Raw genomic sequence first — 26598 nt, forward strand, 5'->3', positions numbered from 1 at the left:
CCGCCGTGTTTCAGTCACAATTTGCCCTCCCGCTCACACCACTCCAGCGCCATCCACCACAGGTTCTTGACCATGCAATTTGCCGACCGCCTCAACGCCATCGAAACCTCCGCCATCCGTGAGTTGTTTAAGCTCTTGGGCAAGCCCGGCATCATCAGTTTTGCGGGCGGTTTTCCGGACCCGGCGCTGTTCGATGTGGAGGGCATCGCCGAGTCTACGGCAGCGGTGCTGCGGACCCAGAGCAGTGCGGTGTTGCAGTACGGCGCGACCGAGGGCTACGGCCCGCTGCGCGAGGCGCTGTCGCAGTTCATGGCGGCCAAAGGGGCCACCGTGCCGCCCGAGGGGCTGATCGTGACCACCGGCAGCCAGCAGGCGCTGGATTTGGTGGGCAAAACGCTGATCTCGCCCGGCGACAAGGTCATCGTGGAGTCGCCCACGTTTTTGGCCACCATCCAATGCTTTCGCCTTTACGGCGCGCACCTGATCGGCGCGCCGATTGACGCCGACGGCGTGGACGTCGACCGGCTGGAGCAACTCATTGCAGAACACCGCCCCAAGCTGGTTTACTTGATCCCCACCTTTGGCAACCCCAGCGGCGCCACCCTGAGCCTGGCGCGGCGCAAGCGCATTTTGGAGTTGGCGGTGCGCACCGGCACCATCGTGGTGGAAGACGACCCGTATGGTGAGCTGTACTTTGACCAAGCGCCGCCGCCCAGCATGCTGGCCCTGAGCGACAGCGTGCCCGGCAACCGCGATTGGCTGGTGCACTGCGGTTCGCTTAGCAAGGTGCTGAGCCCCGGTCTGCGCGTGGGCTGGATGATTGCGCCCGCACCGTTGCTGGCGCGCGCCACCATGTGCAAGCAATTCAGCGACGCCCACACCAGCAACCTCACCCAAGCCACGGCCGCCCACTACCTGGGCCTCAACCGCCTGGACGCGGCACTGGCCAACGTGCGCCGCACCTACGCGGAGCGCGCCGGGGTGATGGCGCAGTGCCTGCGCCAGGAGCTGGGTGATGCGGTGTCGTTCAACGCGCCGCAAGGGGGCATGTTCTTCTGGGCGCGGTTGACGGGCGAGGGCAGTGGCAACGCGGTTGCTGGCCCCGACGCCGCCGCGTTTGCCAAGCGCGCCATCGACAAGCTGGTGGCCTTTGTGCCCGGCGCGCCGTTCTATTGCGAGCAGCCCGACCACGCCACCTTCCGCCTGAGTTTTGCCACCTCTGACCTTGCCAAGATTCGCGAAGGCATGCAGCGCTTGGGGCAGGCGCTGTGAGCGCCGCGCTGCCCAGTCAGCCCGGCGCGCAGGCCACCATCCAGATCGACTTTGTCTCCGACGTGGTCTGCCCCTGGTGCGCCGTGGGCCTGCGCTCTTTGGAAATTGCGCTGGAGCGCCTGGGACCTGCGGTGCAAGCCACGCTGGTATTCAGGCCGTTCCAACTCAACCCAGACATGGGCCCGCAGGGGGAAGACATTGGCGAGTACCTGCAACACAAGTACGGCTCCACCCCGCAGCAGCAAGCGCAGATGCGCGAAACCATCCGCCAGCGCGGCGAAGCAGTGGGCTTTGAATTTGCCATGGACAAGCGCCAGCGCACCTACAACACCTTTGACGCCCACCGCCTGCTGCACTGGGCGCACCTGGAAGGCAAGCAGCACGCCCTCAAGTCGGCCCTGCTGCGCGCGTATTTCACCGATGGCGAAAACCCCAGCGATGCGCAGGTGCTGCTGCGCTTGGCGCAATCGGTGGGCCTGAACCCAGCGCGCGCCCAAGCCATTCTGGCGGGAGACGACTACGCCGATGCCGTGCGCGCCGAGCAAGACTTCTACCGCCGCAGCGGCATCCAGTCGGTGCCCGCCATCATCCTGAACGAACGGCATTTGATTTCAGGCGGCCAGCCGCCGGAAGTGTTTGAGCGGGCGTTAAGGGGGCTGGTGGGGGAGATGGGTGGGGGCTAGCTACCAATCAAGGTTACGCCGCGCTGGCAGTGATTTATTGCGAATACAAAGAAGCGAAAATCTTGATCCCGAGATAAACACGCAGCTTTAAACATGGAATGGTCATTTTGGCATTTTGGCGCTTACATCTGGATTCTGATTAAGTAGTTGATGTATTGGGTGTCAACTTTGGCACGCGAATTCTGACAACAATATGGGAGTGTTAAATTGGAATTACCAAAATTCAATGAAACTTTTGTACCAATTTTGAATGTTCTTGGTGATGGCAAAGTTGTCACTTCTCGAAAGCTATTGGAGCTTGTTGAAGAAAAGTATTATTCTTCATTGCCACAAGAATTGCTTGACCAACTTACAAAAAGTGGTGAGCGCTTGATTGCAAACAGAATTGCATGGGGAAAGTCTTATTTGAAAAAAGGTGGAATGGTTGAGTACCCAGCGCGCGGGCAAGTCCAAATTACCGAGAAGGGAAGGCAGGCGATCAAAGAGTCAGTGACTTTGGAAGGCGTTACATCTGACGTAATCAGCTTCTATTCACCTGAAAAGTTGTCCGCAGAGAGGCCAATATCTACATTGAGCCCGCAGGATTTGATTGATAGTGGCATTGAACAAATTGAGCAAAGTGTAAAGAGCGAGTTGCTGGAAAGGTTGAAGGGCTACGATCCGTATGCCTTTGAAAAGGTTGTTTTGATTTTGCTGAGTAAAATGGGATACGGAGAGTATTTGGAAACGTCAAAGTCGCGAGATGGTGGAATTGACGGTGTGATTAACGAAGACAAGCTTGGACTTGAAAAGATATACATTCAGGCGAAGCGCTTTACCGAAAACAAAGTGCAAGAAACCGACATCAGAAATTTTATCGGGGCGATGAGTGGTGATACGACAAAGGGAATATTTGTTACGACAACGGATTATTCAGAAAGTGCGAAGAAAAAGGCAAAGGATGCTCACCATAAGATAATATTGATTGATGGTCTGCGGCTGGTTGAATTGATGTATAAATACGATGTCGGCGTTCAGACGAAGCGATCTTACGAGGTGAAAACTATCGATTCAGACTTCTTTGAAATCGGAGAAGTCTGACAAAATTCGATACTTATGAGCAGGGTTCAGTCGTTATCAAGCAGTGCTTTTTAGACATTTGGTGTGATTAATGTCGCCAAAGACGACATGTGCCCAGAACGTGTCGATATTCCATGGAAATTGGTACACGTTCGGGCTACATGCGGCACTGTGCGCAACTCACATCCGACGGCTCCCCCCCAAGGTGTAGGCATGGGCTCTCATCCCACCCCCACCACCTCCAACACCCGATCCAACCCCCCGTCATTAATCGCCACCATCGCCTTCTCCCGCACAGCGGGTTTGGCTTGGTAGGCCACGGACAGGCCAGCGACTCCCATCATCGGCAGGTCGTTGGCGCCGTCGCCCACGGCAATGGTTTGTTCTGGGGCAACGCCCAGCAGGCTGGCCACCTCCAGCAGGGTGCGGCGCTTCTCGGCGCCATCGCAAATGTCGCCCCAGCATTGGTCCACCATCGCGCCAGTGAGCAGGCCGTTGTGCACACCCAGCACGTTGGAGCGGGCGAAGTCGATGCCCAGGCGCGCGCGGATGCGGTCGGTAAAGAAGGTGAATCCGCCGCTGACCAACAGCGTTTTCAGGCCCGCTGCTTTGCACGCATCCACCAGCGTCTGCGCGCCGGGGTTGAGTTGTAGCCGCTGGTCGTACACCGCCTGCATGCTGTCCACCGACACGCCTTGGAGTAGCGCCACGCGGCGGCGCAGGCTGTCTTTGTAGTCGGCAATTTCGCCGCGCATGGCGGCTTCGGTGATGGCGGCCACCTCGGCTTTGCGGCCCGCAGCATCCGCAATTTCGTCCACGCATTCGATGTTGATGAGCGTCGAGTCCATGTCAAAAGCGATCAGCTTGAAGTCGCGCAGCCGCAGCGGGGGGGTGATGCCTTGGAGTACGAGGCCGGGGGATGTTTCAAGTTCGGGCATGGCGTGGCACGGAGTTGGTGGCACCCCAATCGTATTCGGTGCGCTAGCCCCGAATCGGGGTAGATGGAAAATGCTTGTAATGATTTCTACATATATGTAGACTTCAAGTCACTATGCAATGGCTTTCACTGGTTACATCACTGCCTACCGAGAACGCAACCCTGCGCCAGCGCGCTTGGCGGGCCCTCAAGGCCTCGGGCGCAGCGGTGCTTCGGGATGGCGTGTACCTTATGCCGGAGCGTGACAGTTGCCGGGCCACGCTCGATGGCCTTGCCGCCGAGGTGCGTGATGGCGGTGGCAGCGCCCATGTGCTGCGGGTTGAAGAGACAGAGGGTGACAACTTTGTGGCCTTGTTCGACCGGTGCGACGAGTTCGCGGCCCTGCTGTCCGACACCGGCGCCTGCCATCGGCGGCTGACGGTTGATACGGTGCAAGACGCTTTGCGGCAGGCGCGCAAACTGCGCAAGGCGTTTGCCACCCTTGCCGCGACCGACTTTTTTCCCGCCGAACCCCAACGCCAGGCCGATGCCGCACTGCGCGAGTTGGAGCTGGCCTGCGCGCGCATCGTTTCGCCCGACGAACCCCGCTTCCGCCAGGGGCGCACCGAGCGCTTGAACGCTGCTGCGTACCAGGGCAGGGTGTGGGCCACGCGGGCGCGGCCTTGGGTTGACCGGCTGGCCAGCGCGTGGTTGATTCAGCGGTTCATCGACCCTAAGGCCCAGTTCCTCTGGCTAGCCAGCCCCGCAGAGTGCCCCCCGCACGCGCTGGGGTTTGATTTTGATGGCGCGACCTTCAGCCACGTGGAGGGTCGCGTCACCTTTGAGGTGCTGGCGGCAAGTTTTGGTCTCCAAGACCAAGCGGGCATCGCCCAGATGGGGCTGCTGGTGCACTACCTCGATGCAGGCGGCGCTCAACCCCCCGAGGCGGCGGGCGTGGAGGGCGTTTTGAACGGCATGCGAGAGAGCATGCACGACGATGACCAATTGCTCGCCGCAGCGTCCACCGTGTTCGACGGCATCCTCATGCACTACAAAAAGACCCCGCCATGAACGCGCACCCTGCAAGCCAGCAAGACCCTGCGACGCCCAGTCCAACCCACGTTGACGCCCCGCAACCCGTGCGCTTTTGGAGTGCGTTTGCGTTCTGGCTCAAGCTGGGTTTCATCAGCTTTGGTGGGCCTGCGGGGCAGATTGCCATCCTGCACCAGGAGCTGGTGGAGCGGCGGCGCTGGATTTCTGAGCGGCGGTTCTTGCATGCGCTCAACTACTGCATGCTCTTGCCCGGGCCTGAGGCGCAACAACTGGCCATTTACCTGGGTTGGCTACTGCACAAAACCTGGGGCGGCATCGTGGCCGGGGTGTTGTTTGTGCTGCCTTCGCTGGTGATTTTGGTGTTGCTGTCCTGGGCCTACATCGCTTTGGGCGACACGCCGCTGGTGGCGGGCCTGTTGTACGGCATCAAGCCAGCGGTGACGGCCATCGTGGTGCAGGCGGCCCACCGCATGGGGTCACGCGTTCTCAAGAACCGCTGGTTGTGGGGCGTTGCGGCGGCGGCCTTCGTGGCGATTTTTGCGCTGCAGGTGCCTTTCCCGGCCATCGTGGCGGTGGCGGCGGCACTGGGCTATGTGGGCGGGCGGCTGCAGCCACACGCCTTCACCGTCGGGGGCGGCCACGGCAAGGCTGGCGCATCGTACGGCCCGGCGGTGATCGACGACCACACGCCTACGCCCGCGCATGCCATCTTCAGCTGGGGCCGCTTGGCCAAGATCGTGCTGGCGGGTGCTGTGCTGTGGACTGTGCCCATGGCCTTGCTCACTGCCAACTACGGCTGGCAGCACCCGCTGCCGCAGATGGCCTGGTTCTTCACCAAGGCCGCGCTATTGACCTTTGGTGGCGCGTACGCGGTGCTGCCCTATGTGTACCAGGGCGCAGTCAGCCACTACGGTTGGGTAACGCCCACGCAAATGATCGACGGCCTGGCGCTGGGCGAGACCACGCCCGGGCCGCTCATCATGGTCGTGGCGTTTGTGGGCTTTGTGGGCGGCTACGTCAAAGCCCTGTTCGGCCCCGACGCGCTTTTTTTGGCCGGGGTAGTGGCAGCCTGTTTGGTGACTTGGTTCACTTTTTTGCCCTCGTTCTTGTTCATCCTGGCCGGCGGCCCGTGGGTGGAAAGCACGCACGGCAACCTGAAGTTCACTGCGCCACTGACCGCCATTACTGCAGCCGTGGTGGGTGTGATCGTGAACCTGGCCTTTTTCTTTGCTTACCACGTGCTGTGGCCCACCGGCTTTGGTGGCAGCTTCGATGCCGTCTCGGCGCTGATCGCACTGGGTGCCGCCGTAGCGCTGCTGCGCTACAAGCGCGGCGTGATTCAGGTGATTGCGGCCTGCGCGGTGTTGGGTTGGGTGGTCAAGCTGGTGTGAGTTGTTTGGCTTGTGTTGTGTAAACCCTTTTGGAGATTGCCATGCCCGCTATCGATGTCGCCACCCTGTCTGGCCAACTAGACGGATCCCACCGCCCGCTTTTGGTTGATGTTCGCCGACACAGCGCGCGCGAAGCGTCCGGCCTTGCCATCCCGGGCGCCATCTGGCGTGACCCGGCTCTGTGGCTGGACTGGAAGGACGAGCTCGCGGCCCAGCCTGGGCCCGTGGTGCTTTTTTGTGCACACGGACGCGAAATCAGCCAAGGCCTGACCGCGGCCATGTGCGCGATGGGCCAAGACGCGCGCTACCTGCAAGGTGGCTTCGCGCAGTGGCAAGAGGCAGGCCAACCCGTGATGGCCACACGCTGAGGGTTGGCTCCAGCGGCTGCCTGCGGGTTTGGGCCCAGGCGACTCCACGATTGGCCAAGCGATATGGGCTTCTCAGTTAGCATCGAATTTCCGATATGCATGACCCAAACCCTATGACCGACATTCGCCGCGACCTGACCCGAACCACGCTGGCTGTGCTGTGCATTTTGGTGTTGCTAGCGTCCACGTTTTGGGTGCTGCTGCCGTTCTTGGCCTCGGCAGTTTGGGCCACGATGATTGTGGTGGCCACCTGGCCATTGATGTTGGCGCTGCAGCGCCGCTTGAAGGGGCGGCGCGGCTTGGCGGCTGCCACCATGTCGTTGGGTTTGGTGATGCTGCTGGTCGTGCCGCTCACCCTGGCCGTGGGCACGATTGCAGACCACGCCCAGGGCGTGGTGGGCTTGGTGCAAAGCCTGCGTGAATCCGGGTTGCCGCAGGCGCCTAGCGCGGTGCTGGCCATCCCGGTGGTGGGTGGCAAGCTGGCGCTGTGGTGGAACCAAATTGCCGATGGTGGGCCCGAAGGTCTGCTCAGCCACGCCATGCCTTATGCCCGACAGGCCGGGCAGTGGGCCGTGGCGCAGGTCGGTGGCCTGGGCTACATGCTGGTGCAGTTTTTGATGGTGGTAGTGATTGCGGCGGTGCTGTATGTCCAGGGCGAGGCCGCTGCCACCTTGGCGCGCCGCTGCGGCCAGCGCATCGCGGGCATGCAAGGCGAGGGCGCTGTCGTTTTGGCCGGCCAGGCGATTCGTGGTGTGGCGCTGGGTGTGGGTGTTACCGCCATGGTGCAAGCGCTGCTGGCCGGTGTCGGTCTGGCCGTGGCGGGGGTGCCGTTTGCGTCGCTGTTGTCGGCGCTGGCGCTGATGTTTTGCATCGCCCAGATTGGCCCTGCGCTGGTGCTGTTTCCAGCGGTGGGCTGGATGTACTGGTCGGGCGACACCGGCTGGGCCACGGCCTTGCTGGTGTGGAGCCTGTTCGTCAGCACCATGGACAACTTTTTGCGCCCCATGCTGATCCGCAAGGGCGCAGACCTGCCGCTGCTACTGATATTTGCCGGGGTGATTGGTGGCATGTTCAGCATGGGCCTGATCGGCATCTTCGTGGGGCCGGTGCTGTTGGCAGTGGCCTACAAGCTGCTGCAGGCATGGCTGGCCGACGCGCTGGACCACCCGCCGCAAATCCCCGTGCCGCTGGCAAACCAAGCGCCCTTAGAGACCCAGGCGCCCCATGCCAGTCAAGCGGCCCTGCCCAACGCTGCCCCACCGTCGCAGCCGCTGCCGCCACCGCAGCCTTGAAGAGAACGACTTTGTCGCGAAGCCCAACGCACCGGGCACCTGCCAAGCAGCAGGTACGTCAGCGCAACGCCTTCGCGCTGTGCTTTCAGGTGACTGGCACCGCAGCGATCGGTTGCCCCAGGCTGCGCAAGATGTCGCGCACCATTTGCGCGCGGTCCTTGGCCTCTGGCAGCGCGCGCTCGATGCGCAGCTTCTCGTTACCCGCCAGTCGGATGTGCTTGTTCTTCTGGATCAGCCCGATGATTTTCAAGGGGTCAATCGGCGGGTCCTTTTTGAAGGTGATGGTGGTCACGCCCGGCGCCGCATCCACTTTCACCACGCCGTAGGGTTTGGCGATGGTGCGCAACCGGTGCACGTCGATCAGGGTCTGCGCCTGCGGGGGCAGCTTGCCAAAGCGGTCCACGATTTCTTCTAGCAGGGTGTCGATCTGGTCGGTGTTTTTGGCGGTGGCCAGCTTTTTGTAGAACGACAGTCGCAGGTGCACATCACCGCAGTAATCGTCGGGCAGCAGGGCCGGCGCATGCAGGTTGATTTCGGTGGTGGCGTTCAAGGGGCTGAGCAGGTCAGGCTCGATGCCCGCTTTGAGGCAGCGCACCGCCTCCGACAGCATTTCGTTATAGAGCTGAAAGCCTACCTCGAGCATGTTGCCGCTCTGGTTTTCACCCAGCACCTCGCCAGCGCCACGGATTTCCAGATCGTGCATGGCCAGGTAGAAGCCGCTACCCAGTTCTTCCATTTGCGCAATCGCGTCCAAGCGCTGTTGGGCTTGCTTGGTGAGCCCCTCCAGGTCGGGCACCATCAGGTAGGCATAGGCTTGGTGGTGGCTGCGCCCCACGCGCCCGCGCAACTGGTGCAGCTGCGCCAGGCCGAACTTGTCGGCGCGGCTCATCACGATGGTGTTGGCCGTGGGCACGTCGATGCCGGTCTCGATGATGGTGGAGCACAGCAGCAGGTTGTAGCGCTGGGCCACAAAGTCGCGCATCACGGCTTCCAGCTGGCGCTCGGGCATCTGGCCGTGGGCTACCGCAATGCGGGCCTCGGGCAGCAACTCTTCGAGTTTGGCGCGGCGGTTCTCGATGGTCTCGACCTCGTTGTGCAAAAAGTACACCTGTCCGCCGCGTTTGAGTTCACGCAGCACCGCCTCGCGGATCACGCCCGTGCCTTCAGTGCGCACAAAGGTCTTGATGGCCAGACGGCGCTGCGGCGCAGTGGCAATCACGCTCAGGTCGCGCAGGCCTTCGAGCGCCATGCCCAAGGTGCGAGGAATCGGCGTGGCCGTCAGCGTGAGCACATCGACCTCGGCGCGCAAGGCTTTCATGGCCTCTTTGTGGCGCACGCCAAAGCGGTGCTCCTCGTCGATGATGAGCAGGCCCAGGTTCTTGAAGCGGGTGTCTTGGCCCAGCAGTTTGTGCGTGCCCACCACGATGTCGATGGTGCCGTCGGCCACGCCTTTGAGGGCGGCCGTGATTTCTTTGCCCGAGCGAAACCGGCTCATCTCAGCCACCTTGAACGGCCATTTGCCAAAGCGGTCCACCAGCGTGCGGTAGTGCTGTTCGGCCAGCAGGGTGGTGGGGGCCAGCACCGCCACCTGCTTGCCGCCGGTCACCGCGACAAAGGCCGCGCGCAAGGCGACTTCGGTCTTGCCAAAACCTACGTCGCCGCATATCAGCCGGTCCATGGGGCGCGGGCTGATCATGTCTTGGATGACCGCGTGGATGGCTGCCTTTTGGTCGGCGGTTTCCTCGAAGCCAAAGTCGTTGGCAAAAGCTTCGTAGTCGTTGGGCGAGTAGCGGAACGCATGGCCCTCGCGGGCGGCGCGGCGGGCGTAGATGTTGAGCAGCTCGGCGGCCGAGTCGCGCACCTGCTCGGCGGCTTTTCGCTTGGCTTTTTCCCACTGGCCGCTGCCCAGGCGGTGCAGCGGGGCCTCTTCGGCACTGACGCCGGTGTAGCGGCTAATCAGTTGTAGCTGGCTCACCGGCACATACAGCGTCGCCTGGTCGGCGTATTCCAGGTGCAAAAACTCTTGTAGCTCGGGCGCGCCTTGCGCGTCTTTGTTGCCCAAGTCCAATGTGACCAGGCCCCGGTAGCGGCCAATGCCGTGGCTGGAGTGCACTACCGGGTCGCCTAGGCTCAGCTCGGACAGGTCTTTGATGAGCGCTTCGACGTCGCTGACTTGCTCTTGCTTTTTGCGCCTGCGGGTGGTGGGGCCTGCTGCAAACAGCTCGGTCTCGGTGACCAAGTCGATACCGGCGTCCAGCCACGCAAAGCCGGTGGTCAGGGCGGCGATGGCAATGCCCCATTTCTCGTCGCTGGCCTGGAATTCCAGCAGGGAGGAGAAACCTACTGGTTGGATCTGCGAGGCGCGCAAAAAGTCCAGCAGGCTCTCGCGCCGCCCCTCGCTTTCGGCCAGCACCAAGATGCGCTGTGGCGTGCGGCCGGCGTGGGCTTTGAGCAAGACCAGCGGATCATCGGTGCCACGTGCCGCCGCCATCGGCGGCAGGTTGGCCAGCCCGGCGTACGCGGGCGCTGCCGCGTCTGGCGTGGCGGTGCTGTCGGGTGCAGCAGGGCGCAGTGCCAGCTGGGCGTAGCCATTGGCCAGCGCATAAAACTGCTCGGTGCCCAAAAACAGGCTCTCGGGCGGCAGCGCCGGGCGCTCGGGGTCGCCTTGCACCAGGCGGTAGCGGTCTTTGGTGTCTTGCCAAAAGCGCTGGAACACCGGCTCCAAATCGCCGTGCAGTACCACGGTGGCGCCGGCACCCAGATAGTCGAATACGGTGGCGGTTTGCTCAAAAAACAAGGGCAGGTAGTACTCGATGCCAGCCGTGGCCACGCCGTTGCCAATGTCTTTGTAAATGCGGCTCTTGGTGGGGTCGCCCTCCAGCAGTTCGCGCCAGCGGCTGCGAAAGCGCGCACGGGCCGCGTCATCCATCGGGAACTCACGCCCGGGCAGCAGGCGAACTTCCGGCACGGGGTAGAGGCTGCGTTGGCTGTCGGGGTCGAAGGTGCGGATGCTGTCCACCTCGTCGTCGAACAAGTCCACCCGGTAGGGCACCGCGCTGCCCATGGGAAACAGGTCGATCAGGCCACCGCGCACTGCGTATTCGCCGGGGCTAACCACCTGCGTGACGTGGCTGTAGCCAGCCAAGGTGAGCTGCGCCTTGAGCTTGGCCTCATCGAGTTTTTGCTTGGCCTTGAACTCGAAGGTGGTTCCGGCCAGAAAACTAGGCGGCGCCAGCCGGTACAGTGCGGTGGTGCCCGGCACGAGGATGACGTCGGCGCCCTGGTCCTTGTCGCGCTGAGAAATGCGCCACAGCGTGGCCAGCCGCTCGCTGATGAGGTCTTGGTGCGGCGAAAAGGTGTCGTAGGGCAGGGTCTCCCAGTCCGGGAACTGGGCGCAGCGCAGCTCGGGTGCGAAGAAAGGAATTTCCAGCAACAAACGTTGGGCGTCACTGGCGTCTGCGGTGACGATGGCCAGGGGTTGCTGCTTGGCTTTTTCGCGCTGGCCCAGGCGGGCCAGCAGCATGGCGTCGGACGAGCCCACGGGGCGGGGCAGGGTGTAGCGTTTTCCGCTTTGTAGTTTGGGTAAATCCATGGGTGGGCGGGATTTTAGAATGGCCGCTACTACAACGGACCTGCATGACCATTCCCACTGCTACTGACGACAGCGACACACCTGGGCCCATCCCGGTTCGCCTATGGGCCCTGATTCCTTGCGCTGGCTCGGGCGCGCGCTCCGGTGCACCGGGGCCCAAGCAGTACCAAAGCGTGGCTGGCAAACCCTTGGTGCTTCACACCTTGGAGGCGTTTTGCGCGGTACCGGACTTGGCGGGTGTGCTGGTGGTGGTCAGCCCAGGCGATGCCTTTTTTCAAGGCCAGCGCGGTGACTTCGTGGTGGCCGATTGCGGCGGCAGCACCCGAGCGCAGAGTGTGCTAAACGGCCTGCAAGCGCTGCGCTCGCACGGCGCGCAGGACCAAGACTGGGTGCTGGTGCACGACGCGGCGCGCTGTCTGATCCTGCCCACGCAGATCCAGAGTTTGGTTGCTGCATGCCGCACGGACGCCGTGGGTGGCTTGCTGGCGCTGCGCTTGCCCGACACCCTCAAGCGCGCGCGCGATGGCCGCGTGGCAGAGACAGTGGACCGCTCCGACAAGTGGCTTGCGCAAACGCCGCAGATGTTCCGCTTTGGCATGCTGACTGATGCGCTGCGCGCCGCCGGCGATGCCGTCACCGACGAGTCCAGCGCCATGGAAGCGCAGGGCCACCAGCCGCGCTTGGTCGAGGGCAGCGCACACAACTTCAAGGTGACTTACCCGGCGGACTTCGCTCTGGCCGATGCGTTGCTGCAGTCCCGCGCAGCGCCGATGCAGCCGCCCTCGCCAGCTTACTTGCCGCCAACTTTGGGAGACGCACCATGAACATTCGCATCGGCGAGGGCTGGGACATCCACGCCTTGGTGGAGGGGCGCAAATTGATGCTCGGTGGGGTGCACATCCCGTACAGCAAAGGGTTGTTGGGGCACTCCGACGCCGACGCCTTGCTGCACGCCATCACCGACGCGCTGTTGGGTGCGGTGGCCCTGGGCGACATCGGCAAACATTTTCCCGATACCGACCCGCGCTTTGCCGGCGCGGACTCGGCGCAATTGCTGGCCCATGCTGCGGCCTTGGTGCGGGACACAGGCTATGCAATAGGCAATGTAGACAGCACCGTGATCGCTCAGGCGCCCAAGCTGGCCCCGTACATCCTCCCGATGCGCCAACGAATTGCCGAGATTTTGTCGGTGCCCGTGGACCAGGTGAACGTCAAGGCCAAAACGGCCGAGAAGTTGGGTCCGGTGGGAGAAGGTCTGGCGATGCAGGCCCGGGCGGTGGTGTTGTTGATGCGTACCGCAGTGGCATGAGACTCCTCGCCTCGCGCTTGGTCCATCGGCAGGCTCTGGCCGATATGCAGCACCCCACCGCGGGCGGTGCATTGTGACCCCGGCGCAGGCCAACTCCGGCGGGCGTGGTTTGCTGGCCATATTCGGCTCCACGTTTTTGGAGTTGGTTGCCATCTTCATGCTGCAGCCTTGGCTGCTGTTGCAGCTCAAACAGGCCGAGGTGAGCAGCACCGTGGCGGGCCTTTTTGTGGCCTGTTCTTGGCTCGGAATTTTCGTCATGGCACCGTTTGCATCGGCAGTCACACAGGCCTTGGGTCAGCGCAACAGCCTGTGGCTCTCGGGTGCGATTCCGGTGGCAGGCGCGCTGGTGTTCGCAGGCACGCAGCATCTGGCCGTGTGGTTTGTGGTGTACCTGGTGATGGGTTTGGCTGGTGGCTTGCGTTGGGTGCTGGCAGAGGCGTTGGTTGCTGAGTTCGCGCCTGCGGCTTCGCGCGGGCGCTACGTGGGCCTATTTGAAACCATGGTTGGTTTGACCTTTGTCGCCGGTCCCGCTGTGTTGGTGGCTGTGGGTACTGACAGCCCCTGGGCGATTTGGATCACCGTGGCCGTAGCGGTGGCGGGTCTGGCCTGGAGCATGGCGCTACCACCCATCGCTGCAGCACATGACCAGCACACTGCGGTGGTTGGAATGCGCGGTGTCTGGCGGGCGCTCCTGGCGCACCCCATCATCATGCTGGCCGGCTTTGTGGGCGGATTTTTTGAAAGTGGCGTGACCAGCATCTTGCCCCTGTACGGTCTGGCCATGGGCTTGGGCGCAGCGGCAGCGGCCTTGTTGGTGTCCGCTAGCGGCTTGGGCAGTGCCTTGGTCATGCTGCCCGCTGGCATGCTGGCCGACCGCTTTGCCGACCCAGCGCGGGGCCGCCACACCATGATGGTCGTCTTTGCCGGCTTGACTTTGCTGGCCACCTGCGCCGTGCCCTGGGTTGCGCACATCAGCTGGTTGGCGTGGCCTCTGGTGTTTGTGTTGGGCGGTGCCGGTGGCAGCTTGTACACGCTGGCCATGATCGACATCGGTGCGCGCGAGCAGGGCATCACTTTGGTCAACAGCACCGCCGTGCTGGTGCTGACCTACACGTTTGGCGGCTTGTTGGCGTCGGCGAGCGGGGGGGCCTTGCTTGACTGGTCGCCCACGCTGGCGTTTCCTGGCGTACTGATGGCGGTGGCGGCGCTGGGCTTGTGGGCTTTGGTACGCTCGCGCCGTGCAAGCGCATCGGCGGGCATGCGCGACAACGTATAGGAGCAGCATGGTCACTCACCACCAAGCGACGCCAGTACCCGCACCCAGCTTGGTTGCCGCGCTGCGGGCCGAGCTGATGCGGTTTCCCCCTTTTCAGCAGATGGCGACCGAGGTGGTTGACCGGTTTGTGTTGGCGGCCGAGCAGCTTTACTACGCGCCGGGTGAGCTTGTTCTCTCGCCGGATAGCGGCGCGGTAACGCACCTGCTGTTACTGCGACGCGGGTCGGTGATCGGGCGCCATAGCGCTACCAGCGCTGCAGAGCCGTTTTTGCACGAGGCCGGCGACCTGTTTCCCGTGGGAGCGCTATTGGGCGCGCGCCCAGTGGCTGCGACCTACACCAGCGAAGGCGACACGTTTTGCTTGCGCGTGCCCTCAGCCGTGGTGAGACAACTGGCTGCTCAAAGCACTCCATTTGCAGACCACCTGCATCGTCGCGTCATGCATTTACTGACCTTGTCGCAGCAGGCGCTGCAGGCCAGCCACGCCTCGCAGTTGTTGGCCGAGCAGTCCTTGGAGTCTCCCCTGTCTGCGTTTGCCGCCAAAGCGCCCGCGATGGTGCCGGGCCACACCCCTTTGGCGGAGGCTTTGCAACTGATGCATGCGCGGCGCATTGGCTCAGTTTTGGTGGGAGGCAACGCGGTTGCAGACGGTGGCGTGGGATTGCAAGGCATCCTGACCCGCCATGACATTCTGGACCGCATCACGCTGCCACAGGTTCCGCTGGACACACCGATTGCGCAGGTGATGAGCACACCGGTGCACGCCCTGCGCATGGACGCGACGGCGCAGGATGCGGCACTGCTGATGTCGCGCCACGGTATCCGCCATGTGCCGGTGTTGGACGGCGCAGGGCGGGTGGTCAACCTGGTGAGCGAGCGGGACTTGTTTGCACTGCAGCGCATGTCCATCAAGCAAGTGGGCGTCGCCCTGCGCTCTGCCAGCGGCCCGGACGCACTGCGCGCGGCAGCGCAAGACATACGGGGCTTGGCCTCGGGCCTGATGGGCCAGGGCGTGCGTGCGCGCGAGCTCACCGAACTGATCAGCCACCTCAACGATGTACTGACTGAGCGGGTGGTGGCCTGGACCGCCGAGCAGCACGGCGTGGACCTCTCAAGTGCATGCTGGTTGGCGTTTGGTTCGGAGGGCCGTAGCGAGCAAACCATTGCTACTGACCAAGACAATGGCTTGGTATTTGAAAGCGACGACCCCGAGCGCGACCGTGGCGCATGGCTGGCCTTTGCCCACGACTGCAACCAGTTGCTCGACGCCTGCGGCTATCCGCTGTGCAAAGGCCAAATCATGGCGTCCAACCCTGCTTGCTGTATGACCGCCCAGGAGTGGATGGCATGCTTTGACCGGTGGATTGAGCATGGCAGCCCAAGTGACCTGCTCAAGGCCAGCATCTTTTTTGACTTTCGGCATCTTGCGGGACCAACAGAGCAGGTGGCTCAGATGCGTGCCCACGTCACCCGACAGGCTGCCAGCGTGCCACGGTTCTTGAAGCTGCTGGCCGACAACGCGCTGCGTAACCCTGCGCCCTTGAACTGGCGGGGGGCCATCGATACCCAGTCGCTGGCAGGCCGCGAGATGGTGGACCTGAAGATGCACGGCACCGCGCTGTTCGTGGATTTTGCGCGCCTGTACGCGCTGGCCTTTGGGCTTGCAGCTACCAATACCCGGGCGCGGCTGGAAGGCGTCGGACAGGCCTTGTCCGTGCCCACCCAGGAAAGCGAGGCCTGGGTGGCTGCGTTCGAGTTTTTGCAGTGGCTGCGCCTGCGGGTCCAGTTGCAGCGCCAAGCGGGAGCTGAAGGCGACCCGGACGACAACCCCAACCGCATTGATGTGTCCACCCTCAACGACATCGACCGTCGCATGCTCAAGGAGAGCTTGCGGGTGGCGCGTCGCCTGCAACAACGCATGGCGCTGGATTACCAACGATGACCACGCCCAGCGCCTCACCACCGCCTGCACCTCTGCATGTGGCTTGGTGGCACCGTTGGCGCGCGCGAAAAACTCCGATCGATGGTCGCCGCTGGGTGATTGTGGACACAGAAACCAGCGGCTTGGATGCCCAGCGAGACCGCCTGCTGGCGATTGCTGGTGTGGCCGTTCTCTGGGATCCGGCACAGCCGCGCATTGCCATTGGTGACAGCATGGAGGTGGTGCTGCGGCAGGCGCAAGCGCCGCTGAACAAGCCCAACATCCTGCTGCACGGCATCGGCGTTGCCGCCCAAGCGCAGGGCGATCCACCCGAAGTGGCATTGGCTGCGTTTGCGCGCTGGGTCGGAACCTCTCCGCTGATTGCATTTCATTCGGCCTTTGATGAAGCAGTCCTGGCGCGGGCACTGCAGGCTGTGGGGCAGTCCTTGCCAAAACCCTGGCTGGACTTGGCCCATGTAGCCGAGGTGGTTCGGCCCGACGCCAAAGCGCGTTCGCTGGACCAGTGGATGGCGGCATTGGGCGTGGTTTGCGCGGCGCGTCACCAGGCCGCCGCCGACGCGTTGGCCACTGGCGAAGTACTGCTGCGTTTGTGGCCCGACATTGCGAAGGCGCTGCGCCCTCGGGCGCCCGATTTCGCCGGCCTGCAAGGCCTGGCCGCACAGCGCCGTTGGGCCAGGCCAGCGCGCGGCTAAGGCCAGCCGCGCGGGTGTGGCTTAGGTCTATCGCCTAGGTGCTGGTGTGCACAATGGCACCCATGCAAAAAACGCCGCCCACACCCATGCCAACAACCCAGCCGCTACCTCTGCCCGCCCCCGAAATCGCTGGCCATTGGTTGGTGCGCTGTTTGGTGGAGCAGGGCGTGACCCACGCGTTTGGCGTCCCAGGCGAGAGCTTTTTGGCCGTGCTTGACGGGTTCCACCTCTACCGGGACCAGGTGCGCTTCATCGTCAACCGGCAAGAGGGCGGAGCCTGCTTCATGGCCGAAGCCCATGGCAAGCTCACTGGCCGACCTGGCATTTGCTTTGTCACCCGCGCGCCGGGCGCCACCAACGCGTCTATCGGTGTGCACACCGCGTTCCAGGACTCCACACCCTTGATTTTGTTTGTTGGCGATGTCGCCAGCGACACCCGCGACCGCGAGGCCTTCCAAGAGATGGATTACCGCGCCATGTTCGGGCCCAGCACCTTGGGGATGGCAAAGCGTGTTGAGCGCATTGACGACGCTAACCGCATTCCCGAGTACATCGCCCGCGCCTTTGCCACCGCCATGAACGGCCGTCCTGGACCGGTGGTGCTGGTTTTGCCTGAGGACATGCTGACCCAAACCGTGCGAGGGCAGGCAGCTTCGGATGCTTTGCTGCAGCCCTTGCCGCGGGTAGAGCCCAGCGATGCCTGGAGCGACCCCGGCGCGCTGCGCACCCTGCGCACCCTGCTGTTGCAAGCCCAGAGGCCGTTGGTGATTGCGGGTGGTGGTGGCTGGACACCGCAGGCCGCCCAAGCCCTGCAACGCTTTGCCGAGAACTGGCGCCTGCCGGTGGGCAACGCATTTCGCTTTCAAGACACCTTTGACAACCACCACCCGCAGTACGCAGGCGACGTGGGCATTGGCATCAACCCACGGCTTGCCAAGCGCATCCAGGACAGCGACTTGGTGATTGCCTTGGGCCCGCGTCTGGGCGAGATGACCACCGCAGGCTACACCCTGCTGACTGCGCCGCGCAGCGCCCAGAAGCTGGTGCACATCCATTCCAGCGCCGAAGAACTCAACCGCGTCTACCAAGCCGACTTGGCCATCCACGCCAGCATGCGAGCGGCGGCGCGTTCATTGGAAGTGTTGACCGCGCCGATTGCGCTGCCCTGGGAAGAGTGGACGCGTGCCTGCCACCAGGACTACCAAGACAATCTGCAGCCCAGCACCATTGCTGGTTTGCCCACGGACACGGCCAACGGCGTGGTGGACATGCCTGCGGTGATGGCGGTGCTGCAGCGGCACTTGCCGACCGATGCGGTCATCACCAACGGCGCGGGCAACTTCGCCAGCTGGGTGCACCGCTACCACCGCTACCGGGGCTTGGTCCATGGCCACAAGACGCAGCTTGCGCCCACCAACGGCGCCATGGGCTATGGCGTTCCGGCGGGCATTGCGGCGGCCATCACCACGGGTCGGCTGGCCTTCACCATCGCCGGCGATGGCGACTTTTTGATGAACGGCCAAGAGTTGGCCACGGCGGTCCAGTACGGTGCCAAGACCATCATCGTGCTGCTCAACAACGGCATGTTCGGAACCATCCGCATGCACCAGGAGCGCACGTACCCGCACCACGTGGCGGGCACCGACTTGAATAACCCCGACTTTGCCGCGCTGGCGCGCGCCTACGGTTATGCCGGTGTGACCCTGCGCCGCAGTGCCGACTTTGAAGCCGAGTTTCTGGCGGCGCTCGCGCGGCCTGAGGGCACCTTGATTGAGATCGTGTTGGAACCTGAAGTCATCACCACCCGCGCCAGCCTGTCGGCACTGCGCAAGCGGTGAGACACCGGCTTGCGATGGGCAAAAAAAAAGCCGGCGCGAGCCGGCTTTTTTGCAGGCGCTGTAGAGCTTACTTGAGGTGCTTGCCGATCAGGCCAGCCATCTCGAACATCGAGACCTGCACCTTGCCAAACACTTCCTTGAGCTTGGCGTCGGCGTTGATCATGCGCTTGTTGACCTTGTCTTGCAGGCCATTTTTCTTGATGTAGGCCCAGAGCTTGCTGACCACTTCGGTGCGGGGCAGCGCTGCTGCGCCAACGACCGCTGCGAGTGCTGCGCTGGGGGTGAGGGCCTTCATGAATGCCGCGTTAACCGTGCGCTTCTTGGCAGGTGCTTTTTTCGCGGCTACTTTTTTCGCAGGGGCTGCCTTTTTGGCGGCTACTTTTTTGGCCGGCGCGGCCTTCTTTGCAGGTGCTGCCTTGGCGGCTACTTTTTTCGCGGGGGCTGCCTTTTTGGCGGGCGCAGCCTTCTTAGCAGGAGCAGCTTTTTTCGCAGCCGGTTTTTTTGCAGTTGCCATAGTCGATTGTCCTTCTCGAAGTTGATTGATCACCAGTGAAAACAAGCGCCCTCACTGATAGAGCGGATGCTACTGGCAAAAAAGCGAGTTTCCAAGGGAGAAAACGCTTTTTTCACTCGCACGGAGGGTCTTTTTTGGGGTGTCGGCACAAGGCACTGCCCAAAATGGGCTGCGCCAGCCGCGAACAGGTTGCTCAGGGGCGCCGCTTTTCTGGTGTTGGCAACGTTGCCAACACCACGCCCAGCAATGCCATGGCAAACGCCAACCACTGCGCCGCACCAATGGACTCACCCAGCACCAGCACACCTGTCAGGACCGCAGCCACTGGCAGCATGACGGTGAAGACCCCAGCGCGTGCTGCCGCCACGGTCTTGAGCCCGGTCATCCAAAGCCATACGGTCCAGACGCTGGCGGCCAATGCATAGAACACCAGCAGGACCCAGGCGCTGATGGGCACACCGGCAAAGTCAAAACCGATGGCGTAGTACAGGCCCAGCGGCGTCATCAACGCGAAACCGCACAGGTTGATGAGCGCGCTGATGCGCTTGGGCGACAGCGCCCCGGTGAGTTTTTTTCCAATCACTGCGTACGCGGCCTCGCACAGCACGGCCGCAAACACCAGCAGGTTGCCCAGCAGTTCTTGCGAACCGATCGCCGCAGAAGCGTTCGATGCGCCAGAGCCTTTGCCCCATGCCAGCAATGCCATGCCCGCCGCACCGCAGGCCACGGCCAGCCACACCCGCAGTCCCACACGTTCTTTGAGGAAAACCCAGCTCAGCAACGCCACCATTGCGGGAATGCTCGCCATGATGACGCCAGCCGACACCGCACTGGTCATGCTCACACCAAACAGCATGCAAATCGAAAACAAGAAATTGCCAAGCAACGACTCGAGAAACACCAGCCAGCGGGTTTGGCGCGTCATTGCAGGCTCATTGGCGGGCTTTTTTAGCCAGCCTGCCATGGCGATCGCACCAATGCCAAACCGCAACCAAGCCAGCAAGAACACTGGCAAAGCAGCCACCAGCGGGCGCGACAGCGCCACATAGACGCCCACCAGCGACATGCTCAAGGCCAAAGCGCCATAGGCCAGCCAGCGGCGCTGGGCATCGGACAAGGTGGGGGAAGAGGGCATGTCAGTCGTTGAATTGGGCGAGCCCGCGAGGGTACACGAGTGCACACGCCACTGGATCACGGCGCCGCCGCCAAAGTGGTACCAAGCGAGCCAGTCCAAGTGCGTTACCGTCTCGGCTTTGCACCGCAGTGGGAACCCGACACATGACCATCGGACAGTTTGCTTACGCCAACAATGGCAACCACTTCCTGGCCGTGGAGGCACTGGCCGACCAGCCCTTTGCCATGTGCGGCATTCCATTTGACGGAGCAGTGACCAACCGTCCCGGCGCGCGTTTTGCGCCCCAGGAGGTGCGTCGCGCGTCTTTAATGCTGTGTGACGGCATCCATCCGGTGTTCAACGTCAGTCCAGTGGATTGCTTGGGCGACGCGCGCGATATGCGGCTGCCCAACGCATCGCCGCTGCCCGAGGTGCGCGCAGCAATCGAACAGCAAGCGGCGGCGTTGATGGCCATGCACCACTGTGTGTTCATCGGCGGGGACCATTCGGTCACCCTGCCTTTGCTGCGCAGCGCCAAGGCGCAGCATGGTCGGCTGGCCCTGGTCCATTTCGATGCGCACTGCGACACCTGGAGCGACCATTTCGGCGAGCCTTCGGGCCACGGCACCTGGACCTACGAGGCGATCCAAGAGGGCTTGGTGGACCCCCACAAAACGGTACAAATCGGCATCCGTTCCAGCGGCGAACGCTCGGCGCGCGAGTATGTGCAGGACCAAGGCGGCGCCATCTACACCGCCCGGGCGCTGCGCGGCAAAGATGGCGACGCGCTGGCTGCTTGGGTGGCGGATATTCGGGCCCGCATCGGGGACACACCGTGCTACTTGACGCTGGATATCGATTGCCTGGACCCCGCCTTCGCGCCGGGCACGGGCACGCCAGAGCCCGGCGGAATGAGCAGCTCGCAGGTGCTGACCTTTCTGGAAGGCCTGGCCGGCCTGAATATGGTGGGCATGGACTGCGTCGAAGTCGCCCCCGCCTACGATCACGCCGAACTCACCAGCCAGGCCGCGGCGGCGTTCATCTGGACCTACCTGTGTGGCCAGATCGCCAAGCGAGCCCCTTCGTCCTGAGAAAGACTTTCCTATGCTGTTGCAATCCGACACCCAACTCAACCAGACCAGCTACTACGAGGCCAGCGCGCAGCGGGATCCGCTTGCGCAACCGCTGCAAGGCGACGTGCAGGCCGATGTGGTGGTGGTGGGCGCGGGCTTTGCCGGCCTGTCCTCGGCCATCGAGCTGGCCAAGCGCGGCTACAAGGTGGTGGTGCTCGAAGCTGACCGGGTCTGCAGCGGTGCCTCCGGCCGCAATGGCGGCCAGTTCATCGCCGGATACGCCAGTGGCCAGGAGCCGTTTGAGCAACAACTCGGGACCGCGCAAGCTCGCATGACCTGGGACATGTCGCTGCGGGCACTGGACCTGATCGACGAGCGGATTGCGGAGTTCGGTATCGCTTGCGACCAGGTCAAAGGTTATTTGTATGTGGCGGACTCCGCGCACAAGGCCCGCAAGCTCAAAACTGACATGCAAACCCTGCGCGATCGCTATGGGTTCGAGGCCGCCATGGCCAGTGGCGCGGACGTTGCGCAATTCATTGACAGCCCGCGCTACTGCGCCAGCGCCTATGAGACCCGCTCCGGGCACCTGCATCCGCTCAAATACGGTTTGGGTTTGGCGCGCGCAGCGCGCTCACTGGGTGTTGAAATTTTTGAGCACTCTGCGGTCACTGGTCTGGCGCGCGGGACCACCTTGGTGGCCAGCACCGCGCACGGCAGCGTGCGGGCCCAGTTTGGCGTGTTGGCCGGCAACTGCACACTGGGCGAGTACGGGCCAGCGGTTGCGCCCGAGATTGCGCCGCGCATCATGCCGGTCGGCACCTATATCGTCGGCACGGCTCCGCTGGACTCCGCGCTTTGCAAGCGCCTGATTCCGCAAAACGCGGCGGTGTGTGACAACAACTTTGTTCTCGACTACTTTCGTTTCAGTGCCGATTGCCGCATGCTGTTTGGCGGGCGGGTGAGCTACTCCACCCGCACCCCGGCGGACTTGAAGAACATCATGGCCAAGCGCATGTGCCAAGTGTTTCCGGCTCTCCAGGGTGTGCCCATCGACTATGTGTGGGGTGGCTTCGTTGACATCAGCATGAACCGCGCACCCGACTTCGGTCGCTTGGGTGGCAACTTGTATTACCTGCAGGGCTTTAGCGGGCACGGGGTCGCACTCACCGGCCTAGCCGGACAGATGGTGGCGCAGGCGGTAGCGGGCCAAGCAGAGCGCTTTGATGTGTTTGCCCAACTTCAGCACCGCAACTTTCCGGGCGGCCGGTGGCTGCGTACCCCCAGTTTGGTGCTGGGGATGGCCTACCACCGGTTGCTGGACCTCTTCTAGAGAGCACGCTTGTAGCAAGCAAACTTGTACGGCCTGCGTACTGCGTGGCCGTTGGCTGTGGGGCCATGTCACCGAGTGGTGTACCAGTGAGCCACTCGCCGCAACAGCGGCAGGTTTGCGCTAGGCCAGTTCAGCAGCAATTGCGCGCGCCAGTACCGGCCCGAATCGGGCGATCTGGACCAAGGGCGCATAGCCGTATCCAATCACCACGCCCTTGGCATCGGTGCGCTCGAGGCAGTAGGCGCTGAGTGCGCGCACCGTGAGCCCCAAGCCTGCGATGCGTTGTACCAGCGCGGTGTCGTCCACATGCACGGGCAGTCGAAGGCAGAGGTGTAGGCCTTGCTCCGCACCGGAGATCTGGGCGCTGGGCCCCAGGCAAGGCTGTAGCGCCTCCAGCAAGGACTGGCGGCGCTGGGCGTAGCCTTGACGCGCACGGCGTAAGGCGCTGGCAAAGTGCCCCAACTCAATGAACTCTGCCAGCGCTGCTTGCAAAGGCATCTGGCCCGGACGGTTGAGGTCGTAGTGTGCCTGCTTGAACGCATCCACCAACCGCTTGGGCACCACCAAATAGCCCAGCTTCAGACCGGGGTAGAGCACCTTGGAAAATGAGCCCATGTAGAGCACGCGTTCGCTGTGGTCCAAGCCTGCAAGCGAGGAAAGTGGCGGTCCGCTGAAGCGAAATTCGCTGTCGTAGTCGTCCTCCAGAATCCAAGCCTTGTGAGCCTCGGCGATGGACAGCAACTGCTGGCGCCGAGTGAGCGACATCACCGCACCCGTCGGGTACTGGTGGGACGGTGTGGTGTAAATCAACCTTGGCGCGCGCTGCTCGTCGGCGGTGCGCGGTGCCATGCCATGCTCGTCCACCGGCACCGCATGGAGGTGCAAACCGGTGGCCATAAAAGCCTTTACTGCGCCCCAGTACGCTGGGTCCTCCAGCCAGACCGTGTCGCCATGGTCAGCCAGCAGTTGGGCGCATAACTCGAGCGACTGCTGTGTGCCGCTGGTGATGATGACTTGGTCGATATCCAGCGGTACGCTGCGAAACATGCGCAGGTACTGGGCCACGGCGCGGCGCAGTGGGGCGTGCCCCCCGGAGTAGCTGTAGTCCAGCATGTCGGGGTAGGTCATGCGCCAGTGCTTGTTTTGCAGCCGCTGCCACAGGGCCACGGGAAACGCGCTGAAGTCCGCTGGGCCGGGCGTGAAGGGCTGGATTTCCAGTTGTGTCGCACAGAACGTGGTGGACAGGGCCGTACCCCGGCGCGACAACTGCGCCACCGGGGCGTGTGCTCGGTGGGCTTTGGATCGGGCCTTGGCACGCGGCAGCTCGTCGTTCACGAAGGTTCCGCTGCCCACCCGGCTTACCAGGTAACCCTCGACCGCCAACTGGTTGAGCGCTGCCACCACCGTATTGCGCGAGAGCCCCAGGTCTTGGGTGAGTTCGCGGCTAGAAGGTAGTCGGTCACCAGCGCTGAGTTGGCCGTCCAACACCGCACGGCGCAGTGCCTCGTACAACTGGCGATGCAGGGGCAGGCGGTCGGCATCGCCGCCGCGGGCCATCTCAGTGACCAAAAACTCTGAAAGCATAGGATGCGTGGGCGACGTCGGTAAGTGGCACCAAGCAGACGCTCCAAATGGCTCCGCTGGCAAGCCAATTTTGCACCACAATGGGTGCCACCAATTGGAGCCCCGAACGTATGAAGAAGCCTCTACCCATGGTATGGCTGCCTGCAGACCACCGGCTGCTTGGCAGCGACGGACGGACCATGCCCTTTCTGGTCCTGGGCGACAAATATGCGCGTGCGGTAAAGGAGAGCGCGCAGGCCCAGCCGGTGGTTTTTCCACTCGCCGAAGCTGAGCAGATTGCCGCGTTGTTGGACTGTGTAGATGGCGTGATGCTGACCGGCTCACCGTCCAATGTGCACCCGTCCCACTTCGGTGCCGAAGTCGAGAACACTGCGCTGCCGCTGGACCCGCAGCGCGATGCGCTGACATTGCACCTGGTGCGCGCTTGCCTGGAAAAGGCTGTGCCTCTGTTAGGTATCTGCCGAGGCTTTCAGGAGATCAATGTAGCGCTTGGTGGCTCGCTGCACCAGCAAGTGCAGAACCTCCCCGGTATGCAGGACCACCGGGAAACCGCCGGACAAAGCTACGAAATGCAATACGCACCCAGCCATCCCGTTACGATTGCCGCCGACTCGCGCATGGCGCAGTGGGCTGGTGGGCTGACTGCGCAGGTGAACTCGCTGCACGGACAAGGCATCAACAGGCTCGCGCCGGGCTTGCGCGCAGTGGCACATGCACCCGATGGTCTGGTGGAAGCCTTTGAGGTGCGCGATGCTGCATCATTTGCGGTAGCGGTGCAGTGGCACCCGGAGTGGCGCACGCCACAGAACACCTTTTACAGCGCCCTGTTTGCGGCCTTTGGCGATGCATGCCGGGCGCGCAGCGAGGCCAGCGCTAAGCGGGCGCAGACGTCCAGCTTGCATGCGGTTACCAGCGAGGAATAGCCTATGAGCGAAAGCAAGACTATGAATTTCAACGAGTTGGAGCAATGGCTCAACGAGCGCCGGGTCACCGAAGTGGAATGCTTGGTGCCAGACCTGACCGGGGTGGCGCGCGGAAAAATCTTGCCACGGGCCAAATTCACCGAGGACCGCGGCATGCGCTTACCGCAGGCCATTGTTGCCATGGGCGTAACCGGTGAGTTTCCCGAGAGCGGCCCGTATTACGACGTCATCGACCCCACCGACAAGGACATGCAACTGCGCCCGGACCCGTCCACCGTGCGCATCGTGCCCTGGGCCACCGACCCGACCGCGCAGGTGATCCATGACTGCTTTGACCATGCTGGCAACCTGGTGCCCTTTGCCCCCCGCAGCGTGCTTCGCAAAGTGTGCGACCTGTTCGCCGCTGAAGGCTTGCAACCGATTGTCGCGCCCGAGTTGGAGTTCTACCTGACTGCCCGCAACACCGACCCCAACACCTTGCTGAGGCCACCAGTGGGGCGCAGTGGACGGGCCGAAACATCGCGCCAAGCCTACAGCATCGACGCGGTCAACGAGTTCGATCCGTTGTTTGAGGAGATCTACGACTACAGCGACAAGATGGAGCTCAACGTGGATACCCTGATCCACGAAGTGGGCGCCGGCCAGATGGAAATCAATTTCTTCCATGCCCAGCCTTTGGGTCTGGCTGACGAGGTCTTCTTCTTCAAGCGCACGGTGCGTGAGGCCGCGTTGCGCCACGACATGTACGCCACCTTCATGGCCAAACCGATTGCAGGGGAGCCGGGCAGTGCGATGCACGTGCACCAAAGCCTGGTCGATATCGCCACCGGCCGCAATGTGTTTAGCAAAGAAGACGGCACCCCGTCTGAGATGTTCTTGCACTATATCGGCGGCCTGCAGCGCTACATTCCGGCGGCCATGGTGCTGGTGGCGCCCTACGTGAACAGCTACCGCCGCCTGTCGCGCAACACGGCCGCGCCCATCAACATTGAGTGGGGCCACGACAACCGCACGGTGGGCATTCGGTCGCCGATCTCGTCGCCCGCAGCGCGGCGGGTGGAAAACCGGGTGATTGGTGCCGATGCCAACCCGTATGTGGCCATGGCCATGACGCTGGCCTGTGGCTACCTTGGCATCAAGAACAAGATCAAGCCCAAGCCCGAGATGAAGGGCGACGCCTACTTGGCGCCGTACTCGCTGCCGCGCAGCTTAGGCGAGGCGCTCGACTGGCTTCGCCGCGAGTCGGACTTGCACGATGTGTTGGGCAAGGAGTTCATCACGGTGTACCTGGAGATCAAGGAGCTGGAGTTCGACGAGTTCATGAAGGTGATTTCGCCGTGGGAGCGCGAACACCTGTTGTTGCACGTTTAGGCC

22 protein-coding genes are annotated in these 26598 nt (G+C 62.9%); 17 read left to right on the top strand and 5 right to left on the bottom strand.

Annotation, left to right across the window (positions count from 1 at the left end; genetic code table 11):
* Positions 1–72: 72 nt before the first annotated feature.
* From ACILRC_RS05455 to ACILRC_RS05465, 3 genes are all read left to right on the top strand, one after another.
* Entirely contained in the window at positions 73–1272 is a 1200-nt protein-coding gene (locus tag ACILRC_RS05455; protein ID WP_395668346.1) for a PLP-dependent aminotransferase family protein, read from the top strand.
* On the top strand, positions 1269–1955 hold the full coding sequence (locus ACILRC_RS05460; protein ID WP_395668347.1) for a DsbA family oxidoreductase: 687 nt from the start codon (positions 1269–1271) through the stop codon (positions 1953–1955). The genes ACILRC_RS05455 and ACILRC_RS05460 overlap by 4 nt, the downstream gene beginning before the upstream one ends.
* A gap of 207 nt (positions 1956–2162) precedes the next feature.
* Complete coding sequence (locus tag ACILRC_RS05465; RefSeq protein WP_395668348.1) at positions 2163–3035, top strand: restriction endonuclease; 873 nt, start codon at positions 2163–2165, stop codon at positions 3033–3035.
* Between the two features lie 200 nt (positions 3036–3235).
* Here the strand turns inward: ACILRC_RS05465 and serB are convergent, their stop codons facing one another.
* Positions 3236–3952, bottom strand: coding sequence for a phosphoserine phosphatase SerB (gene serB / locus ACILRC_RS05470; RefSeq protein WP_395668349.1), 717 nt, complete (start codon positions 3950–3952; stop codon positions 3236–3238).
* 113 nt (positions 3953–4065) lie between these two features.
* Between serB and ACILRC_RS05475 the strand changes: the two genes are divergently transcribed.
* The 4 genes from ACILRC_RS05475 to ydiK all read left to right on the top strand — a co-directional run bounded on the left by ACILRC_RS05475 (position 4066) and on the right by ydiK (position 8034).
* On the top strand, positions 4066–5001 hold the full coding sequence (locus tag ACILRC_RS05475; protein WP_395668350.1) for a chromate resistance protein ChrB domain-containing protein: 936 nt from the start codon (positions 4066–4068) through the stop codon (positions 4999–5001).
* Positions 4998–6374: a chromate efflux transporter gene (gene chrA, locus ACILRC_RS05480; protein WP_395668351.1), complete on the top strand. Its 1377-nt coding sequence runs from the start codon at positions 4998–5000 to the stop codon at positions 6372–6374. The genes ACILRC_RS05475 and chrA overlap by 4 nt, the downstream gene beginning before the upstream one ends.
* A gap of 41 nt (positions 6375–6415) precedes the next feature.
* Positions 6416–6742, top strand: a complete 327-nt coding sequence (locus ACILRC_RS05485; protein ID WP_395668352.1) for a rhodanese-like domain-containing protein — start codon at positions 6416–6418, stop codon at positions 6740–6742.
* A 95-nt stretch (positions 6743–6837) separates the two neighbouring features.
* Positions 6838–8034 (top strand): AI-2E family transporter YdiK, encoded by a 1197-nt coding sequence (gene ydiK / locus ACILRC_RS05490; RefSeq protein ID WP_395668353.1) that lies wholly within the window; start codon positions 6838–6840, stop codon positions 8032–8034.
* An 85-nt stretch (positions 8035–8119) separates the two neighbouring features.
* Here the strand turns inward: ydiK and mfd are convergent, their stop codons facing one another.
* Complete coding sequence (mfd, locus tag ACILRC_RS05495; RefSeq protein WP_395668354.1) at positions 8120–11626, bottom strand: transcription-repair coupling factor; 3507 nt, start codon at positions 11624–11626, stop codon at positions 8120–8122.
* A 44-nt stretch (positions 11627–11670) separates the two neighbouring features.
* Between mfd and ispD the strand changes: the two genes are divergently transcribed.
* From ispD to ACILRC_RS05525, 6 genes are all read left to right on the top strand, one after another.
* Positions 11671–12450: a 2-C-methyl-D-erythritol 4-phosphate cytidylyltransferase gene (gene ispD, locus ACILRC_RS05500; RefSeq protein ID WP_395668355.1), complete on the top strand. Its 780-nt coding sequence runs from the start codon at positions 11671–11673 to the stop codon at positions 12448–12450.
* Positions 12447–12935 carry a 2-C-methyl-D-erythritol 2,4-cyclodiphosphate synthase gene (ispF, locus tag ACILRC_RS05505; protein WP_395668356.1) on the top strand — a complete coding sequence of 163 codons (489 nt, stop codon included), beginning with the start codon at positions 12447–12449 and terminating at the stop codon, positions 12933–12935. Before ispD ends, ispF begins: the two co-directional genes overlap by 4 nt.
* Before the next feature lie 73 nt (positions 12936–13008).
* Complete coding sequence (locus tag ACILRC_RS05510) at positions 13009–14211, top strand: MFS transporter (protein WP_395668357.1); 1203 nt, start codon at positions 13009–13011, stop codon at positions 14209–14211.
* 7 nt (positions 14212–14218) lie between these two features.
* Complete coding sequence (locus ACILRC_RS05515; RefSeq protein WP_395668358.1) at positions 14219–16153, top strand: DUF294 nucleotidyltransferase-like domain-containing protein; 1935 nt, start codon at positions 14219–14221, stop codon at positions 16151–16153.
* The gene (locus ACILRC_RS05520; protein ID WP_395668359.1) at positions 16150–16845 is read left to right on the top strand and encodes a 3'-5' exonuclease; all 696 of its coding nucleotides are present in this window, start codon (positions 16150–16152) and stop codon (positions 16843–16845) included. Before ACILRC_RS05515 ends, ACILRC_RS05520 begins: the two co-directional genes overlap by 4 nt.
* Positions 16846–16931: 86 nt before the next feature.
* Positions 16932–18683 carry a thiamine pyrophosphate-binding protein gene (locus ACILRC_RS05525; RefSeq protein ID WP_395668391.1) on the top strand — a complete coding sequence of 584 codons (1752 nt, stop codon included), beginning with the start codon at positions 16932–16934 and terminating at the stop codon, positions 18681–18683.
* A 67-nt stretch (positions 18684–18750) separates the two neighbouring features.
* Here ACILRC_RS05525 and ACILRC_RS05530 read toward each other — a convergent pair whose 3' ends face one another.
* Both ACILRC_RS05530 and ACILRC_RS05535 read right to left on the bottom strand, forming a co-directional pair.
* Positions 18751–19197: an SWIB/MDM2 domain-containing protein gene (locus ACILRC_RS05530; protein ID WP_395668360.1), complete on the bottom strand. Its 447-nt coding sequence runs from the start codon at positions 19195–19197 to the stop codon at positions 18751–18753.
* 193 nt (positions 19198–19390) lie between these two features.
* Positions 19391–20332: a DMT family transporter gene (locus ACILRC_RS05535; protein ID WP_395668361.1), complete on the bottom strand. Its 942-nt coding sequence runs from the start codon at positions 20330–20332 to the stop codon at positions 19391–19393.
* Between the two features lie 143 nt (positions 20333–20475).
* Here ACILRC_RS05535 and speB point away from each other — a divergent pair, with 143 nt between their 5' ends.
* Together speB and ACILRC_RS05545 are read left to right on the top strand one after the other, a co-directional pair.
* Entirely contained in the window at positions 20476–21402 is a 927-nt protein-coding gene (speB, locus tag ACILRC_RS05540) for an agmatinase (protein WP_395668362.1), read from the top strand.
* A 13-nt stretch (positions 21403–21415) separates the two neighbouring features.
* Positions 21416–22717 carry an NAD(P)/FAD-dependent oxidoreductase gene (locus ACILRC_RS05545; protein ID WP_395668363.1) on the top strand — a complete coding sequence of 434 codons (1302 nt, stop codon included), beginning with the start codon at positions 21416–21418 and terminating at the stop codon, positions 22715–22717.
* Positions 22718–22837: 120 nt separating this feature from the next.
* Here the strand turns inward: ACILRC_RS05545 and ACILRC_RS05550 are convergent, their stop codons facing one another.
* Positions 22838–24301 carry a PLP-dependent aminotransferase family protein gene (locus ACILRC_RS05550; protein WP_395668364.1) on the bottom strand — a complete coding sequence of 488 codons (1464 nt, stop codon included), beginning with the start codon at positions 24299–24301 and terminating at the stop codon, positions 22838–22840.
* Between the two features lie 110 nt (positions 24302–24411).
* Here ACILRC_RS05550 and ACILRC_RS05555 point away from each other — a divergent pair, with 110 nt between their 5' ends.
* Complete coding sequence (locus tag ACILRC_RS05555; protein ID WP_395668365.1) at positions 24412–25224, top strand: gamma-glutamyl-gamma-aminobutyrate hydrolase family protein; 813 nt, start codon at positions 24412–24414, stop codon at positions 25222–25224.
* A gap of 3 nt (positions 25225–25227) precedes the next feature.
* A complete protein-coding gene (locus ACILRC_RS05560) occupies positions 25228–26595 on the top strand; it encodes a glutamine synthetase family protein (RefSeq protein ID WP_395668366.1) in 1368 nt (455 codons plus the stop codon).
* The last annotated feature ends 3 nt before the right edge of the window (positions 26596–26598 follow it).

The sequence above is a fragment of the Rhodoferax sp. genome (assembly GCF_044236835.1).
Taxonomy (GTDB): Bacteria; Pseudomonadota; Gammaproteobacteria; order Burkholderiales; family Burkholderiaceae_C; genus Allorhodoferax.